Here is a 14,309-nt window from a genome sequence, read left to right on the forward strand (position 1 = left end):
GCCGCGGGCTTCGGCCCCGGCGCCCGTTCGCGCGCTGGCATCTGGCCTCCGGCCCCCGGTTTCCAGCCTCGCACGGACCACCGACAGAAACGGCTGGTTATCCACAGGGACTGCCCCGCCAGCGAGGACGCCAACCCGCGTCCCGGGATGTGGGAGAACCGGCTCATAACTTGGTATCGCTACCGGCGGTGTGGCAGCATGCCAGCGTGAGCACTCTGGGTTTGATCATTATCGCTGAGCGCGTCGGGTAGCCGAGCTACACACCCGACGCGCTGACCTCTCGCATCCTGCGGGAGGTTTTTTTGTGGCCACACAACGAAAGGCACCCGTCGTGAACCGCACGACCCCGGCCGGGACCCCGCTCGGCGACTCGTTCCACGTCTTCGACACGACCCTGCGGGACGGTGCCCAGCGCGAGGGCATCACGTACTCCGTCGCCGACAAGCTCGCGGTCGCGCGGTTGCTCGACGAAGTGGGTGTCGGGTTCATCGAGGGTGGCTGGCCGGGTGCCATGCCGAAGGACACCGAGTTCTTCTCGCGTGCCAAGGAGATCGACTTCTCCCACGCCACCCTCGTGGCGTTCGGGTCCACGCGGCGCGCGGGTACGACCGCCGACCAGGACCCGCAGGTGCGGGGGTTGCTCGACTCGGAGGCGTCCGTGGTCACGCTCGTCGCCAAGTCGGACCGGCGGCACATCGAGCGGGCGCTGCGCACCGACGTCACCGAGGCGTGCGCGATGGTGCGGGACACGGTGGCCTTCCTCAAGGGCGAGGGGCGGCGCGTGTTCCTCGACGCGGAGCACTTCTTCGACGGGTACGCCTTCGACCCCGACACGGCCCTTCGCGTCCTCACCGCCGCGGTCGAGGCCGGGGCCGATGTCGCCGTGCTCTGTGACACCAACGGCGGTCAGCTCCCGCTACAGCTGGCCGACACGGTCGGGGACGTCATCGCGCGCACCGGTTTCCGGGTCGGCATCCACTGCCAGGACGACACGGGCTGCGCGGTCGCCAACAGCGTGGCCGCGGTCCAGGCGGGCGCCACGCACGTCCAGTGCACCGCCAACGGGTACGGCGAACGGGCGGGCAACGCCGACCTGTTCGCCGTGGTCGGCAACCTCGTCACGAAGCTCGGCATGCCGGTGATCCCGGCGGCCTCCGTGCCCGAGCTGTCGCGGGTCTCGCACGCGCTTGCCGAGATCGCGAACATCGCACCCGACACCCACCAGGCCTACGTCGGGTCGTCGGCCTTCGCCCACAAGGCGGGGCTGCACGCGAGCGCGATCAAGGTGGATCCGTTGTTGTACAACCACATCGATCCGACCGTCGTCGGCAACGACATGCGGGTGCTGGTGACCGAGATGGCCGGCCGGGCCAGCCTCGAGCTGAAGGGGAGAGAGCTCGGGGTCGACCTGGCCGGCCGCCCCGCGGTGCTCACGTCCGTGGTGCGCAAGGTGAAGGAGCTCGAGGCGCACGGCTGGTCGTTCGAGGCGGCCGACGCGTCGCTGGAGCTGTTGCTGCGCAAGGAAGTGGCGGTCGACGAGGATTCCACTGTGGACGCGCCGCCGTTCCGCCTCGAGTCCTATCGGGTGATCCTCGACCACGGCATGGACGGCGAGATCGTGTCCGAGGCCACGGTCAAGGTGCACGTCGCGGGCCAGCGCGTCATCGCGACCGCGGAAGGGAACGGGCCGGTGCACGCACTCGATGCCGCGCTGCGCAAGGCGTTGCAGCCGCACCTGCCGTGGCTGTCGGCGGTCCGGCTGTCCGACTACAAGGTCCGCATCCTGCCGGGCGCCGCCGGCACCGACGCGGTCACCCGCGTCCTGGTCGAGTCGAGCGACCACGAACGCGAGTGGACCACGGTCGGGGTGCACGGCAACATCGTCGAGGCGAGCTGGCTCGCGCTCTGCGACGCCTTGGTGCACAAGGCGATGCGGGCGGCTCAGCCGGTGAGCAGCGCCAGCCCGTAGGCGGACAGGATCCGGTTCACCGGGAAGAAGTAGCTGTTGCCCGCCGTGGTGCAGATGCCGGAGCCACCGCCGAGCGGCACGCCCTGTGCCTGGTCACCGGTCACGTAGGCGATGCTGCGCGGCTGCGGGCAGATGTTGGTCTGGGTCAGGCCGCTGATGGTGCCCTCGGGGTAGGAGATCGTCACGTTCTTGGCGGTCACCGTGCCGCACGTGATGCCCGCGGTGTGACTGAGCAGGCACACGCGCCCGCCGACCGGGGTCTCCACCGACCCGGCGATCGAGTACTTGCCGCCCGGCGCGTTGATCCAGCCGACCACGTCCCACGCGTCGGTGTTGGTGACCGCGACGACCACGTAACCGTGGTTGAGTCCGCCGACGACCGGGCCGACCGGGACGTTGTCGCCGCTGTACAGCTGTGTCGACATCGTGGTGTCGCAGCCGGGGCCGGCGATCAGGTACTCGCGGTCGCCGCCGGACGCCGCGAACGCGACGACGCACTGGTTCCCGCTGCCTACCGGGTTGAACAGGATGCTGCCGCCGCCGATCGGGGCGGGCGCCGCGGAGGCCGTGGCCGGCAGGCCGAACAGGCACGCGAACAGCACCGTGAGAATGGCGATAAATCGCCGCATGGGGGTACTCCTTTGTACGCAGGGTGGCTATGACACAACCAGGCGTGGCGGCCGATGCCTATCCGGCAACCGGGCGACACCGGGCGTTTCGTAGGCTGCGGTCGTGCGTATTGCTCGAATTGCCCATCCGGGCGGGGTCGCGTTCGTCACCGTCGACGGGTCCGGTGACGACCTCGTCGTCCGCGAGGTCGCCGACCACCCGTTCGGCACACCCACCTACACCGGCAAGTCGTGGCCGCTGGCCGACGTGCGGGTGCTCGCGCCGATCCTGCCGTCGAAGGTCGTCTGCATCGGGAAGAACTACGCGGACCACGCCCGCGAGATGGGTGGCGAACCGCCTGCCGACCCGGTGATGTTCCTGAAGCCATCGACGTCGGTGATCGGCCCCAACGTGCCGATCAAGCTGCCAGCCGACTCGTCCAGAGTGGACTTCGAGGGTGAGCTGGCCGTGGTGATCGGGCGGCCGTGCCGGGACGTGGCCGCCGCGCAGGCGGCGTCGGTGATCCTGGGCTACACGATCGGCAACGACGTCACCGCCCGCGACCAGCAGAAGGCCGACGGGCAGTGGACGCGCGGCAAGGGCCACGACACGTTCTGCCCGCTCGGCCCGTGGATCGAGACCGAGTTCGACCCGGCCGACGTCGCGATCAGCACGTCGCTGGACGGCGAGGTCAAGCAGGACTCACGGACCTCGCTGCTGCTGCACGACGTGCCGAAGCTGGTCGAGTGGGTGTCGCGCGTGATGACCCTGCTGCCCGGCGACGTGATCCTGACCGGCACACCGGCGGGCGTCGGCCCGATGACCGCGGGCCAGAGCGTGTCGATCACGATCGAGGGCCTCGGCACACTGACCAACCCCGCGGAACCCCGCTAACCCCGCGAGTCCAACCGGCGCGACCCGCGAGTTCGACGCGCGTCCATGTCGCTACCTGACGAGCACGCATGTCGGGGTGCCCGTCGGGTAGCGGACCTGCTCGCCGCCGCCGACGGGGAACGTCACGACCGCGTCGTCGCGCTGCGCGGCCACGTACACGGTGCCGTCCACGATCGTGAAGTGACGCGGCCACGCGCCGCTCGGGTGGTCGGCCAGTGCCACCGGCGTCTCGGCGGAGATGTCGAACTCCGTGACCACGTCCGCGTTCCGGCTCGACAGGTACAGCCGCTCGTCCACGATCTCCAGGTGCGCCACCCAGTTGGGTTCGTCGCCCTGCCACGGCTCCTTGGTGGCCTGCACCACGGCGACCTGCGTGAACGTCCCGGGCTGCTCCTCCTCGCGGACCACGACCAGCGTGCCGTTCACCTCGCCCACCACGTAGGCGAGGTCGGTGCCTGGCCTGCGGCGGAGCTGGCGCGGCCCGGTGCCGGGCGGCATCGCCGAGACCGACAGCGGGTCGAGCTTGCCGTTCTCCGCCAGCTCGTAGGAGCGGATCTCGTCGGTGCCGAGGTCGACGACGCTCACGATCCGGTCCCGCACGACCGCCTGGTGGACGTGCGCGGACTCCTGGCGCTCGGGGTGCGGGCCGCTGCCCTCGTGCCGGACCAGGTCGGTCTGCCCGGTGATCAGGCCGTCCGCGCCGAGGGCGAACACCGACAGGCTGCCGCTGGAGTAGTTGCTGCACAGCAGGTGGCGGCCGTCGGCCGACACGGCGAGGTGGCACGGATCCGCGCCACCGGAGGAGATCGTGCCGAGCACCTCGAGGTCGGTCGAGACCGTGGTGATCACGCCGTCGCCCAACTCGTTCGTCGCGTACACGACGGGGGCGCTCGGGTGGGCGATCAGCCACGACGGCGAGCGCAACGGCAGCTCGCGGTCGGGGGTGAGGGTGCCGTCCGGCGAGCGGCGGAACGTGCTGATCCCGGTGCCGTTGCCCCCGGTGGCCGAGGTGTAGCTGCCAATCCAGACATCCATGCTGATCACCGTAGCCGCTGAAGGTCGAACGGAATGTTGACCGTCAGGCAGAACGGGTGCCCAGCGGGGTCGAGGTAACCCCGCCACTGGTCAGGCCGCGGCTGCACGTCGGCCTTGCGTGCCCCGAGCCGCAGCGCCTCCTGCTCGGCGGCGTCCAGGTCCAGCACCGTGAGGTCGAGGTGCTGGTGCTGGGGGCGTCGCCACCGGGCCACGTTGGTGGCGTGTCGTCCGGCCCTCGCGCGGCACCCGAGCAGCATCGTGCCGGTCTTCAGGACCACGACCTCATCGGCGCGCAGCACGATCGTGCCGTCGAGCGGCGCCGCTCAGAACTCGGCGAGTGGCCCCGGCTCGGCACAGGCGAGCGCGGTGAGCGCCAGAGGGGTGACGGTCATGCCGTTCTCGCAGGCAGCGGCAGCGGCAGGGCGGGTAACCCGTCGATGCTGGCCACGTTGTGTGGCTTGCCGGCGCAGTAGTCGGCGAACTCCTCGTCGGACTTCCGCCCGAAGTGCTGTGCGTGCTGCGTGCGTTCCTCGCGGTAGTCCATGAACGGCACCGCGAACCCGCAGCTGTCGCTCACCATGACGGCGTCGATCAGGATGATCGCCCGCGCCGCGGGCCCGTCCGCACCGGCGAAGTGCGTGATCATCTCGGCCCAGCGCGGGTCGTCACGGAAGACCGGCGTGCCGCGCCCGTGCACCCGCAGCACCTTCGGCGGGCCGGTGAACGCGCACCACATCAGCGTGATGCGCCCGTTCTCCCGCAGGTGGGCGATGGTCTCGGCATGGCTGCCACCGAAGTCCAGGTAGGCGAGCGTGTGCTCACCGAGGACGACGAGCGAACCGTCGCGCCCCTTGGGCGACAGGTTGACGTGCCCGTCGCCCGACAGCGGTGCGGACCCCACGAAGAAGACCTTCTGTTCTTCGATGAAGGTCCGCAGGCGCGGCGTGATCCCCTCGTAGACCTTTCCCATGCCGACCAAGCTACCTGGTGAGGAACGTCGAAAGCCCCCACAATCCGGCCCGGAAACCTCGGCGACGTCACAGTCCTCGAGATACAAACCGCCCACAGTGGACACCTGCGAACTCAGGTGCCCCAGCCGACCAGCAACATCAACGAGGCTTGTAGCCGGCTCGTCGCAAGGCATCCGCCATCGCGCCGCCGCCACCGGCGTCCTGTTTCTGCCCGCGACGCTGCTGCCCGCCGCCGCCGCCACGCTGTCCGCCGCCGCCGCGAGGCTGGTTACCGCCACGAGGCTGGTTGCCGCCGCCGCGCTGTTCCCTTGGCTGTCGCGGTGCGGAGGTTTCCTCGTCGAGCCGCAGCGTCAACGAGATCCGCTTTCGTGGGATGTCGACCTCGAGCACCTTGGCTCGCACGATGTCGCCGGACTTGACCACTTCGCGCGGGTCCTTGACGAAGTTCCGCGACAGTTGTGACACGTGCGCCAGCCCGTCGCAGTGGACGCCGATGTCGATGAAGGCGCCGAAGGCGGCCACGTTCGTGACCACGCCCTCCAACACCATCCCGACCTTGAGGTCGTTCAGCGTGTGTACGGCGTCGTTGAAGGTCGCGGTCTTGAACGCGGGCCTCGGGTCGCGGCCCGGCTTGTCCAGTTCCGCCAGGATGTCCGTCACCGTCGGCAGACCGAACTTCTCGTCCACGAAGTCGGCAGGGCTCAACGACTTCAGCTGCTGGCTGTTGCCGATCAGCGACGCCAGTTCGAGGCCCGTCGACGTCACGATCCGGCGCACCACCGGGTAGGCCTCGGGGTGCACGCTCGACGAGTCCAGCGGGTCGTCGCCGTTCGGGATGCGGAGGAAGCCCGCGCACTGCTCGAACGCCTTCGGGCCCAGCTTCGGCACGCTCTTCAGCGCGGTGCGCGAACGGAACGGGCCGTTGGCGTCGCGGTGCGAGACGATGCTCGCCGCGAGCGAGCCGCCGATGCCCGACACCCGGGTCAGCAGCGGCACCGACGCCGTGTTCAGATCCACGCCGACACCGTTCACACAGTCCTCGACCACCGCGTCCAGCGACCTCGACAGCTTCGTCTCGGTGATGTCGTGCTGGTACTGGCCGACGCCGATGGACTTCGGGTCGATCTTCACCAGCTCGGCCAGCGGGTCCTGGAGCCGCCGCGCGATCGACACCGCACCGCGCAGGGACACGTCCAGCGACGGCAGTTCCTGCGACGCGTACGCCGACGCCGAGTACACCGACGCGCCCGCCTCGGACACCATCACCTTGGTGAGCTTCAGCTCCGGGCTCTTCGCGAGCAGCTCGGCGGCCAGTTTGTCGGTCTCGCGGGACGCGGTGCCGTTGCCGATCGCGATCAGGTCAACGTCGTGTGCCTTCGCCAGCGCGTGCAGCTTCACCAGCGACTCGTCCCAGCGCTTGGCGGGCACGTGCGGGTAGATGGTGTCGGTGGCGACGACCTTGCCGGTGGCGTCGACGATCGCGACCTTCACACCCGTGCGCAGGCCGGGGTCGAGGCCCATGGTCGCGCGGGTGCCCGCGGGCGCGGCGAGCAGCAGGTCACGCAGGTTGGCGGCGAACACGCGCACCGCCTCGTCCTCGGCGGCCTGCCGCAGCCTGGACCGCAGGTCCACGCCGAGGTGCACGATGATGCGGGTGCGCCACGCCCAGCGCACCGTGTCGGTGAGGAACTTGTCGGCGGGGCGCCCCTTGTCGTCGATGCCGAACCGGGCGGCGATCCGCGCCTCGTACTCGGTCGGGCCGGGCGGCTGCTCCTCGTCGCGGTGCGGGTCGAGCACCAGCTCCAGCATCTCCTCCTTCTCACCGCGGAACATCGCGAGGATGCGGTGCGACGGGAGCTTGGTGAACGGCTCGGAGAAGTCGAAGTAGTCGGCGAACTTGGCGCCCTCTGTCTCCTTGCCCGCGCGGACCTTGGCGACCAGGCGCCCGCTGTCCCACATGCGTTCGCGCAGCCCGCCGATCAGGTCGGCGTCCTCGCTGAACCGCTCGACCAGGATGTCGCGCGCACCCGACAGCGCGGCCTGCGTGTCCGCCACGCCCTTGTCGGGGTCGACGAACACCGCGGCGGCCGCCTGCGGGTCGGTGTTCGGGTCGCCGAGCAGGCCCTCGGCCAGCGGCTCGAGACCCGCCTCGCGGGCGATCTGCGCCTTGGTGCGGCGCTTGGGCTTGTACGGCAGGTAGATGTCCTCGAGGCGCGCCTTGGAGTCGGCGGCCATGATCTGCCCCGCGAGCTCGTCGGTCAGCTTGTCCTGCGACTTGATCGACTCGAGGACGGCGGCGCGGCGCTCCTCCAGCTCACGCAGGTAGCGCAACCGTTCCTCGAGGGTGCGGAGCTGCGCGTCGTCCAGCGCGCCGGTGACTTCCTTGCGGTACCGGGCGATGAACGGGACGGTCGAGCCGCCGTCGAGCAGCTCCACGGCCGAGCGGACCTGGCGCTCGGCGACGCTGAGCTCCTCGGCGATGCGCAGGAAAACTGAGGGGGGAGTGGCCGTGGCTGTCACGGGTGAGCATTCTGCCCCGCACCCCCGACAACGCCGATGGACGGGGTTGCCTCGGTCCGTACACAAACGGTTGCTCGTTGCTATGAGTAGCAGCGTTAGACTCGGGTTAAACCAAATGGGGACTGAGACGCCCAGCACAGTCACTTGCAGTTAGTTGCGTCGGTGCGATCATTGTACCGTGCAAGTAACGCCGCTCTCCTCCGTCGAGACCGTCACCGACCAGGTGATGGACTGTCTCGCGCGGCTCAAGAAGAGCGGTGAGGCGCACATATTGGGTGTCGCCAAGGGACTCGATCTGTCATTCTCCCAAATGCGTGCACTGTTCGTGCTCTCCGACAGCCAGGGGGAACTGGCTGTCCACGAGCTGGCCGGACTGCTCGGGCTGTCGATGGCGACCGCGGGGCGGGCCGTCCAGGCACTGGCCAGAGCGGAGATGGTCACGCGCAGAGAGGACGACCACGACCGCAGGGTCAAACGGGTTCGTCTGTCCGAGTACGGCCGGCAGTTCGTCGGCGGTCTCCTTCAGGCTCACCGCGAGGCTGTACGCGAGTGTCTCGAGACGTTGAGCGACCACGAGCGGGAGCAGCTTTCCCGGGCATTGGCGCCCCTCCTCGCTCGAGGGGAACAGCCCACCACAATTTCTGGCTGCTAGAGGGGATTTGTCTTGTGACTGAGGTGCTTCCGCCGACGCCGTCGACGGCCGGCACGGGCTCGGAGAAGCTCGACCGCAGAATTCTCGCCATCGGATCGGTCGTCGTCCTCGGCGCGGTCATGGCGATGCTCGACATCACCGTGGTCAACGTCGCGATCGACCATCTGATCGGCGAGTTCGACACCACGCTGAACACCATCCAGTGGGTGGCCACCGGCTACACGCTGGCGCTCGCGACCGTCATCCCGCTGAGCGGATGGGCCGCGGACCGGTTCGGCACCAAACGGATCTACCTGACCGCCGTCTTCCTGTTCATGGCGGGCTCCGCGCTCGCGGGCCTGTCGTGGTCGGTCGAGTCGCTGATCCTGTTCCGCGTGCTGCAGGGTCTCGGCGGCGGCATGCTGATGCCGCTCGGCATGACGATCCTGACCAAGGCGGCGGGCCCGGAGCGGATCGGCCGCGTGATGTCGGTGATCGGCGTGCCGATGTTGCTCGGCCCGATCGTCGGCCCGATCCTGGGCGGCTGGCTCGTCGACGACGTGTCGTGGCGCTGGATCTTCTTCATCAACGTGCCCGTCGGCATCCTGACGCTGCTGCTCGGCGTGAAGCTCCTGGAAAAGGACGAGCCGAGGCCCGCGGAGAAGCTCGACGTGATCGGCCTGCTCCTGCTGTCGCCTGGTCTCGCCGCGCTGATCTACGGCCTCGCGCAGGTCCCGGCGCACGAGGGCGTCGGCCACCCCGAGGTGTACCTGCCCGCTGGCATCGGCGCGGTGCTGGTGGCGACGTTCATCTGGCACGCGTCGCGCACCAAGGGCGCACTGATCGACCTGAAGTTGTTCCGCGACCGGAGTTTCTCGGTGGCGGCGGTGACGATGGTCCTGTTCGTGGTCGCGTTCTTCGGCTCGATGCTGCTCATGCCGCTGTACTTCCAGCAGGTGCGCGGCGAGGGCGCGCTGGCGGCCGGTCTGCTGCTCGCACCTCAGGGCATCGGCGCGATGCTGATGATGCCGATCGCGGGTCTGATCGTGGACCGGGTCGGCTCGGCACGCATCGCGCAACTCGGCATCATCGTGATCGTCGGCAGCATGGTGCTGTTCACCCAGTTGGAGGGTGACACCTCGTACATGGCGATCGGGTCCGCACTGTTCGTGATGGGCCTCGGCATGGGCATGACCATGATGCCGATCATGTCGGCGGCGCTGAAGACGCTGCGCCAGCAGGACGTGGCGCGTGCGTCGACTAGCCTGAACATCATCCAGCAGGTGGCGGCGTCGATCGGTACCGCGCTGCTGTCGGTGATCCTGTTCAACGAGATGAAGGAGCGGCTGGCACCGCTGGCGGCGAACGCCCCGGCAGGCGCCGCGCCGGACACCTCGTCGATCACGGACCTGCCGGAGCCCATCCGCTCGCAGGTCGCGGACCTGATGTCGGAGGCGTACTCGGCCACGTTCTTCTGGGCGCTGATCCTCCTGGCCCTCGCGTTCCTGCCCGCGCTGCTGCTGCCGCGTGGCAAGGGCACACCGCCGGCCCCCGAGCCGGCGGTCGCGCCGCTCCCGGCGGACGCGGAGGCGCCGCCGGTCATCGACGAACCCGCGGCAGGCCGCGGCTAGTCTCACTGTCACGAAGGGCACCTTCAGGGCGTTCGATGTCCCGAAGGTGCCCTTCTTGGCGTTCCCGGCCGTACGCTCCCGGCCATGGACGAGAAGATCGTCGACGACAAGCTCAAGGAACTGCGGTTCCAGGTGCAGGTCCTGCGCGGCCGTGTGAACGGCCTGGAGGCCATCCTGTTCCGCGCGGTGGTGGCGATCGGTTCGGCCGCCATGGTGCTCGGCTTCTTCGTGCCGTTCCTCTCGGCGACCGAGAAGGCGGACGACGGCGAGGGCGAGTCGATCTCGCTGCTCCCGGCGATCTTCGGCCTCGGTGACGCTGGCGGCGGCCCGTTCCGCGAGGAAGCGGCGATGGCCGCGGTGGTCGCAGGCGTGTTCGCGCTGGCGATCCTGGTCGCGCTGGTCGCCATGCTGCGCCTGTTCCGCGACGAGGTCGGGAACGGGCCGGTGCGGTTCGCGCGGGTCTGCGGCATCCTGCTGCTGGTCGCGTGCGGGCTCGGCTGGCTCCTGGTGTTCGCTCTCGCCGGTCACTTCGAGGGCCGGACGAGCGCGTTCTCCCCGGCCACCCTGTGCTTCACCATCGGCGGCGGCGCCATGCTCACCGCCGCCGCGCTCCACCCCGCCGACTGGCGGTCAGCCCAGCGTTAGCGCGCCGACCGCGCCACGCGCGCCAGACGCCCAGCAGGCACCGTCGCGGGCGCAGTCCAACCTGCGGTCTGAGGATGCGCTGGGTCGAGACCAACACTTTGAACGCCGGGGAGGCGGACGAGCCTTCCGGTCGACGTGGGCGCGTTGTCTGACTCAGTAGCGTGACGTTCCATGGAGGCACAGGTGCGGTTGCGGCCGCCGACGAACAGGGTCGACCCTCGGGCGGTGCGGTACTGGATGACCTCGGAGGCGATCTTCAACGGGATCGTCGCGCTGGTGCTCGGTGTCCTGGCGTTGCTTATCCCGCCCGCGCGGCCGTGGCTGCTGCTGGCGCTGGCGATCGCCATGGTCATCGGCATCCCGTACATGATCATCATGCCGATCTGGCGGTACCGGGTGCACCGCTGGGAGATCACCGAGGACGCCGTCTACACCCGCAGTGGCTGGCTGTGGCAGGAGTGGCGGATCGCGCCGATGTCACGCATCCAGACCGTCGACACCAAACGGGGGCCGCTCGAACAGGCGTACCGGCTCTCGAGCGTGACCGTGACGACGGCGTCGGCCGCGGGCCCGATCACCATCAAGGGACTGGACCGCGAGGTCGCCGCCGACCTCGCGGAGAAGCTCACCGAGGTCACGCAGGCGAACAAGGGCGACGCGACGTGACCGCGTTCGATGACGGCTGGCAGCAGCTGCATCCCCGCACGGTCCACGTCACCGCGCTGTGGATGGCCGGGGTGACGGCGGGCATCGCGGTGCCGTTCGTGCTGGGTTTCGCGAGCGCGGCCGGGCTGGGCGTGATGCTGCTGATCGCGTTCGGCGTGGTGGTGCTGGTGGCCGGTGCCGCGGCTCTGATCGACCTGATGCGCTGGCGGCACACCACCTACCGGGTGACCGACGATCGGGTTGAGTTGCGGCACTCGTGGGTGCTGCACACGCACCGGTCGGTGCCGCGTGACCGGGTGCGGACCGTCGACCTGGTCGCCGATCCCGTGCAGCGCCTGTTCGGCGTGGCGAAGGTGAAGATCGGCACCGGCCAGCAGACGTCGGAGAGCAGCCACGTGACGCTCGACCCGGTGGGGCGGGCGGTGGCGGAACAGCTGCGCAGGGAGCTGCTCCGCTCCTCGGCCGTGGCGACGGAGGCCGAGCCGGAAGGCCCGGTGATCGCGGCCCTGAACTGGCAGTGGATCCGGTACGCGCCGGTGTCGGTGAGCACCCCGATCCTCGGCGCGGCCGCGTTCGGTGCGGTAATGCAGGTCTCGGAGTGGTTCCAGTTGCAGAGCGCGGTGTTCACGACCGTCCGCGACCTGTTCGGCGGGCTGTCGGTCCTCGGGCTGATCGCCGTGCTGCTGGCGGCCGCGCTCGTGGTCGGGGTGATCGGCTCGCTCGGGGTGTTCGTCGAGATGTGGTATCGCTACTCGCTGCGCCGTGAGGACGGCAACCTGGTGATGTCACGGGGTTTGCTCAGTACCCGGTCGCTCACGCTGGAGCGGCGCAGGCTGCGTGGTGTCGAGGTGATCGAGCCGCTCGGGGTACGCGTGCTGCGGGCCGCGCGGGTGGACGTGATCGCGACCGGCATGCGGCAGCAGACCGAGAACGAGAGAGCCGACCCGAAGACGGTGCTGCCCGCGGCGCCGTTCGAGGTGGCGCGCAGGGTGGCGGCCGAGGTGCTCGGCTCGGAGGCCGCTACCGCGACGGCGGTCACGGGCCACCCGCGTGCCGCGCTGTGGCGGCGCGTGCGGTGGGGCCTGTACTGCGTGCTGGCACCGGCCGCGATGCTTGCCGTGCTGGGGTTCCTGCTGACCGACGTGCTGGCGCACCTGGCGTGGATCCTGGCGGTCGTCCTCCTGCCGGTTGCCGTGTTCCTGGCGTTCGAGTCGTACCGCAACCTCGGTCACGGCCTCGCCGAGCGGCACCTCGTGACGAGGTATGGCATCGGTGCCCGGCGGACCGCGGCGTTGCTGCGGAGCGGGGTGATCGGGTGGACGATCTCCTCCTCGCCGTTCCAGCGCCGGTCCGGCCTCGTCACCGTCAAGGCGACGACCGCGGCGAACAGCGGCGCCTACCCGGTGTACGACGTCGGCGTCGACGACGGCCTGCGGTTCGCCGACGATGCGGTGCCCGGGCTGCTCACGCCGTTCCTGGAACCACGGCGGTGAGCAGCGCGTCAAACTGTCCTTTTAGGACGATCTGACGCGCGGCTCGCCGCGCGGTTGCCAAGGCGGTGGCGGACACCGTCACGCGCCTGCTGGAATTAAGCTCGTCGCATGGTCGACGTCCTGGTCATCGGCGGCGGCATCGCGGGCGTCTCGATCGCCTGCGAGCTGGCCGCCGACGCGCACGTGGTGCTCGTGGAAGCCGAACCCGAGCTGGCGCGCCACACCACCGGCCGCTCCGCCGCCATCTACGCACCCAGCTACGGCGGCCCCGTGGTCCGCGAGTTCACGAGGGCCAGCGAACCGCTCTTCGGTGACGGCGTCCTCACCGCGCGCCCGGCGCTGTGGATCGCGGTCGACGACGAGGGCGTCGACCACCTCCGGGAGCTTCACGCGGACCCGATCACCGCACAGCAGGCCGTGGAGATGTGCCGCGTCCTGCGCCCGCCGCTCGCCGCCGCCGTCGACCGGACCGCGCGGGACATCGACGTGATGGCGCTCCATGCCCGCTACGTCCGCGACCTGAAGGGACGCGGCGGTGAGATCCGCACGTCCACGCGGATCAACGGACTGCGCCGCGACGGCGGAGGCTGGGTCGCGGGTGATGTCAGGGCCGACGTCGTGGTCAACGCCGCTGGCGCGTGGGTGGACCGGGTCGCGGCCATGGCCGGGGTGCCCCCGATCGGCCTTGAGCCGAAGCGGCGCACCATCGCGATGGTGCGTGCCGAGGTCGACCCGGCGTGGCCGCTGGTGGCCGACGCCGCCGACCGGTTCTACTTCCGCCCGGAGAGCGGCGGCCTGCTGGTCTCCCCGGCCGACGAGACCCCCAGCGAACCGTGCGACGCGCGGCCCGACGACCTCGACGTCGCGCTGGCGATCGAGCGGATCAACGCCGCCACCACGCTCGGACTGCGGTCCGTGCACACCGCGTGGGCGGGACTGCGGTCGTTCGTCGCCGACCGCGAGCCGGTCGTCGGCGCGTGGCCGGACCACCCGGGTTTCGTGTTCTTCGCCGGGCAGGGCGGCTACGGCATCCAGATGGCACCCGCGCTCGCCCGCATGGGTGCCGACATCGTCCTCGGACGAACCCAGGCCCCCACGATCATGTCGCCGAGGTGACAAGGCAACTAGTGCCCCGTCCAGGTGAAGTGGGTCGTTTGTCCGTGGATCCAGGTGGTCGCTGGCAAGGCGCGGGAAAGCCGCTCGTACCGGGTTGTACTTGGGCTTTCCCGCAACGCCGCCAGCGGC

At 69.9% G+C, this 14,309-nt stretch carries 13 protein-coding genes; 8 read left to right on the plus strand and 5 right to left on the minus strand.

What is annotated here, in order from left to right; genetic code table 11:
• Positions 1-331 precede the first annotated feature (331 nt).
• Positions 332-1,969 carry a citramalate synthase gene (gene cimA, locus WBA97_RS23205; RefSeq protein ID WP_424233013.1) on the plus strand — a complete coding sequence of 546 codons (1,638 nt, stop codon included), beginning with the start codon at positions 332-334 and terminating at the stop codon, positions 1,967-1,969.
• On the opposite strand, the gene WBA97_RS23210 is transcribed toward cimA, so the two are convergent.
• A complete protein-coding gene (locus tag WBA97_RS23210; RefSeq protein ID WP_424233001.1) occupies positions 1,942-2,598 on the minus strand; it encodes a S1 family peptidase in 657 nt (218 codons plus the stop codon). The genes cimA and WBA97_RS23210 overlap by 28 nt on opposite strands.
• 103 nt (positions 2,599-2,701) lie before the next feature.
• Here WBA97_RS23210 and WBA97_RS23215 point away from each other — a divergent pair, with 103 nt between their 5' ends.
• Positions 2,702-3,472 (plus strand): fumarylacetoacetate hydrolase family protein, encoded by a 771-nt coding sequence (locus WBA97_RS23215; protein ID WP_424233002.1) that lies wholly within the window; start codon positions 2,702-2,704, stop codon positions 3,470-3,472.
• A 51-nt stretch (positions 3,473-3,523) separates the two neighbouring features.
• Here WBA97_RS23215 and WBA97_RS23220 read toward each other — a convergent pair whose 3' ends face one another.
• The 4 genes from WBA97_RS23220 to WBA97_RS23235 all read right to left on the minus strand — a co-directional run bounded on the left by WBA97_RS23220 (position 3,524) and on the right by WBA97_RS23235 (position 7,998).
• Positions 3,524-4,507 (minus strand): lactonase family protein, encoded by a 984-nt coding sequence (locus WBA97_RS23220; RefSeq protein WP_424233003.1) that lies wholly within the window; start codon positions 4,505-4,507, stop codon positions 3,524-3,526.
• A gap of 5 nt (positions 4,508-4,512) precedes the next feature.
• Positions 4,513-4,806 (minus strand): VOC family protein, encoded by a 294-nt coding sequence (locus tag WBA97_RS23225; protein WP_424233004.1) that lies wholly within the window; start codon positions 4,804-4,806, stop codon positions 4,513-4,515.
• An 89-nt stretch (positions 4,807-4,895) separates the two neighbouring features.
• On the minus strand, positions 4,896-5,477 hold the full coding sequence (locus WBA97_RS23230) for a pyridoxamine 5'-phosphate oxidase family protein (protein WP_424233005.1): 582 nt from the start codon (positions 5,475-5,477) through the stop codon (positions 4,896-4,898).
• 139 nt (positions 5,478-5,616) lie between these two features.
• The gene (locus WBA97_RS23235) at positions 5,617-7,998 is read right to left on the minus strand and encodes a Tex family protein (RefSeq protein ID WP_424233006.1); all 2,382 of its coding nucleotides are present in this window, start codon (positions 7,996-7,998) and stop codon (positions 5,617-5,619) included.
• Positions 7,999-8,176: 178 nt separating this feature from the next.
• Here WBA97_RS23235 and WBA97_RS23240 point away from each other — a divergent pair, with 178 nt between their 5' ends.
• From WBA97_RS23240 to WBA97_RS23265, 6 genes are all read left to right on the plus strand, one after another.
• Positions 8,177-8,650 carry a MarR family winged helix-turn-helix transcriptional regulator gene (locus WBA97_RS23240; RefSeq protein ID WP_424233007.1) on the plus strand — a complete coding sequence of 158 codons (474 nt, stop codon included), beginning with the start codon at positions 8,177-8,179 and terminating at the stop codon, positions 8,648-8,650.
• Between the two features lie 14 nt (positions 8,651-8,664).
• Positions 8,665-10,260: a DHA2 family efflux MFS transporter permease subunit gene (locus tag WBA97_RS23245; protein WP_424233008.1), complete on the plus strand. Its 1,596-nt coding sequence runs from the start codon at positions 8,665-8,667 to the stop codon at positions 10,258-10,260.
• Between the two features lie 84 nt (positions 10,261-10,344).
• Positions 10,345-10,905: a hypothetical protein gene (locus WBA97_RS23250; protein ID WP_424233009.1), complete on the plus strand. Its 561-nt coding sequence runs from the start codon at positions 10,345-10,347 to the stop codon at positions 10,903-10,905.
• A gap of 171 nt (positions 10,906-11,076) precedes the next feature.
• Entirely contained in the window at positions 11,077-11,571 is a 495-nt protein-coding gene (locus WBA97_RS23255) for a PH domain-containing protein (RefSeq protein WP_424233010.1), read from the plus strand.
• Positions 11,568-13,064, plus strand: a complete 1,497-nt coding sequence (locus tag WBA97_RS23260) for a PH domain-containing protein (protein WP_424233011.1) — start codon at positions 11,568-11,570, stop codon at positions 13,062-13,064. The genes WBA97_RS23255 and WBA97_RS23260 overlap by 4 nt, the downstream gene beginning before the upstream one ends.
• Before the next feature lie 108 nt (positions 13,065-13,172).
• Positions 13,173-14,180, plus strand: a complete 1,008-nt coding sequence (locus WBA97_RS23265) for an NAD(P)/FAD-dependent oxidoreductase (RefSeq protein WP_424233012.1) — start codon at positions 13,173-13,175, stop codon at positions 14,178-14,180.
• Positions 14,181-14,309: the final 129 nt, after the last annotated feature.

Source organism: Actinophytocola sp., assembly GCF_049647105.1.
Taxonomy (GTDB): domain Bacteria; phylum Actinomycetota; class Actinomycetes; order Mycobacteriales; family Pseudonocardiaceae; genus Actinophytocola.